Annotated in this window: 3 protein-coding genes; 1 reads left to right on the top strand and 2 read right to left on the bottom strand. The window is 65.0% G+C overall.

Annotation, left to right across the window (positions count from 1 at the left end):
• Positions 1–840, top strand: an 840-nt coding sequence (locus EN939_RS29360) for an autotransporter outer membrane beta-barrel domain-containing protein (protein WP_127271177.1), incomplete at its 5' end; no start/stop codon positions are given.
• Between the two features lie 14 nt (positions 841–854).
• Here the strand turns inward: EN939_RS29360 and EN939_RS29355 are convergent.
• Both EN939_RS29355 and EN939_RS29345 read right to left on the bottom strand, forming a co-directional pair.
• A complete protein-coding gene (locus tag EN939_RS29355) occupies positions 855–1,250 on the bottom strand; it encodes an acyl-CoA thioesterase (RefSeq protein ID WP_013530049.1) in 396 nt (131 codons plus the stop codon).
• Between the two features lie 312 nt (positions 1,251–1,562).
• On the bottom strand, positions 1,563–2,504 hold the full coding sequence (locus EN939_RS29345; protein WP_127271176.1) for a phosphoribosylaminoimidazolesuccinocarboxamide synthase: 942 nt from the start codon (positions 2,502–2,504) through the stop codon (positions 1,563–1,565).
• Between the last annotated feature and the right edge of the window lie 53 nt (positions 2,505–2,557).

The raw sequence follows: 2,557 nt of genomic DNA, 5'->3' as shown, positions 1-2,557 counted from the left end.
GTCGAGGCTAACACCAGCCGTTTCGTCGTGTGGGGGCAAGCTTTCGGCTCCTGGGGCACGGCGAGCGGCGACGGCAATGCCGCCGGCCTCGACCGCTCCACCGGCGGCTTCCTCGCCGGCGGCGACACCGCCATCGGCGACGCCTGGCGGGTTGGCCTGCTGACCGGCTACAGCCACACCAGTTTCGACGTCGACGATCGTGCCTCTTCCGGCTCCAGCGACACCTATCACATCGGCCTTTATGGCGGTGGACAGTGGGACGGCCTGGGCCTGCGCGGCGGCGTCGCCTACAGCTGGAACCGGATCGACACCAGCCGCAACGTCGTCGTTCCAGGCTTCGCCGATGCGCTGACGGCTAAATACGATGCCGGAACCGCGCAGGTCTTCGGCGAGGCCGGCTATCGCGTCGAGACGCGCATGGCTGCCTTCGAGCCCTTCGCCAGTCTCGCCTATGTCAACCTTCACACCGACGGCTTCACGGAACAGGGTGGCGCCGCGGCGCTCACCTCCGCCGCCTCGACCACCGAGACCACCTTCACCACGCTCGGCTTGCGTGCCTCGGCCGGCTTCGACCTCGGCGGGGTGCAGGCAACCGCGCAGGGTACGCTCGGCTGGCGTCATGCCTTCGGCGACACCACGCCGACCGCGGACATGGCCTTCGCCGGCGGCGACCTGTTCACCATTGCCGGCGTGCCGATCGCTAGGGATACAGCCATCGTCGGGGCCGGGCTCGATTTCCGGATCGCCGACAGAACCACGCTGGGGATCAGCTACTCCGGCCAGTTCGGGAAGAAGGCGGCCGATCAGGGCGTCCGCGCCACGATGCAAGTGCGGTTCTGATTTTTCGGCTTTCGTCAGCCTTCGGCGGGAACCGCTTTCGGCTTGCCTTCGCCATCCAGCGCCACCATGACGAAATCGGCATGGGTGACCTTTTCCATCAGGTCGGAGAGGTAGCGCTGCGCCCAGGCTTCGACCTTGAGCGTCATCGAGGTGCGGCCGACGCGCTCGACATGGGTGTAGATGCACAGCGTGTCGCCGATCTTCATCGGCTTGGCGAACGACATCTCTTTCACCGCCGCCGTCACCACGCGGCCCTTGGCGCGCTCGGCCGCACGGATACCGCAGGCCAGGTCCATCTGCGCCATCACCCAGCCGCCGAAAATGTCGCCGGCCGCATTGGCGTCCGAAGGCATGGCCAGGGTGCGCAGCGTCAGATCGCCAAGCGGCCGTCCTTCAGCGTAGTGCACCATGCGAGAAATCCTTGTGAGGTGATGATCATCGATCCGTATCGCCGCTGCAGGACCAGGTCAACGCGCCGCAGCTGCTGTTTCCTGGCCTCCATGGCATAGGCTAACCCTGGCATTCGCGCGGTTGTGCCTGATTTCCAGCGGCTTCGGGTTTTGGAGGGGGCTTCCCCCACTCCGTCGCTGCTTCGCAGCGCCACCCCAAGCTCGCGCCCTTCCTCTACCCCGTCGATCGGGGGAGAGGTGGCGAGCGAAGCTCGACGGAGTGGGGGTCGACTGCGCGGCTTAAGACCAGGCGTTAGCTGAGAGGGGCACCTCTCAAAAATAACCTGCAAGGTTAGCTCTGATGCGATCCAGCACGCTGTCCCCGGAAAGGTCCGGCGAGAATTCCTTACCCGTGATCGCCTCATAGGCCTGCGCGTAGACCCCGGAAGCCTGTTCGACGATCTCGTCGGGTATTTTGGGGATCGGGTCGCTGTAGGGATCGCAGCGCGCCGAGACCCATGAGCGGATGAAATCCTTGTCAAAACTCTCCGGCCGGCTGCCGCTGGCGAGCGCCTGTTCGTAACTCGATGCGATCCAGTACCGGCTGCTGTCAGGCGTGTGGATTTCGTCGGCAAGAATGATGGTCCCGTCCTTGTCGGTGCCGAATTCGTATTTCGTGTCGGCCAGGATCAGGCCGCGCTCAGTGGCGCGCTGCTGGCCGCGGGCGAACAGCCGCAAGGCGTAGTCCGATACGGTATCCCACTGCGCCTGCGTGAGAAGACCCTGCTCGAGAATCTCGGCTTTGGACAGCGGTTCGTCATGGCCGCCATGCGCGGCCTTGCTGGTCGGCGTGATGATCGGCTCCGCCAGTCTTTCATTGTCGCGCAGGCCATCCGGCAGGCGGATGCCGTACATGTCGCGGTCACCGCGCTTGTAGCGCGTCAGGATCGAGGTGCTGGTGGTTCCCGCCAGATAGCCGCGCACGACGATCTCGACCGGCAGGATGTCGAGCCTTGTGCCGACGACGACGTTCGGGTCGGGGTATTCGAGAACATGGTTCGGGCAGATGTCGGCGGTTTCCTCGAACCAGTACCGCGCCGTCTGGGTCAGGATCTCGCCCTTGCAGGGGATCGACGTCAGGATGGTGTCGAAGGCACTGAGGCGGTCGGTGGCGATGATGATGCGCCGGCCGTCCGCAAGGTCATAGTTCTCGCGGACCTTGCCGCTGTAGTGGCCCGGCAGTTCGGGGATGAACGCGTCAGGAAGGGTCCGCATATGATTTCCTGCCTTCCGCAGAGTGGCCGATCCCATCGCATAAGCTGTCGCCC

The organism is Mesorhizobium sp. M7A.F.Ca.CA.002.05.1.1, from assembly GCF_003998335.1.
Classification (GTDB): Bacteria; Pseudomonadota; Alphaproteobacteria; order Rhizobiales; family Rhizobiaceae; genus Mesorhizobium.
The sequence above is the reverse complement of the archived record's forward strand: the minus strand, read 5'-3'. Positions and strand labels throughout refer to the sequence as shown.

Excerpts from the sequence above, each read along its gene's own strand:
- EN939_RS29355 (WP_013530049.1), bottom strand. The coding sequence starts at position 1,250 with ATGGTGCACTACGCTGAAGGACGGCCGCTTGGCGATCTGACGCTGCGC.
- EN939_RS29345 (WP_127271176.1), bottom strand. The coding sequence starts at position 2,504 with ATGCGGACCCTTCCTGACGCGTTCATCCCCGAACTGCCGGGCCACTAC.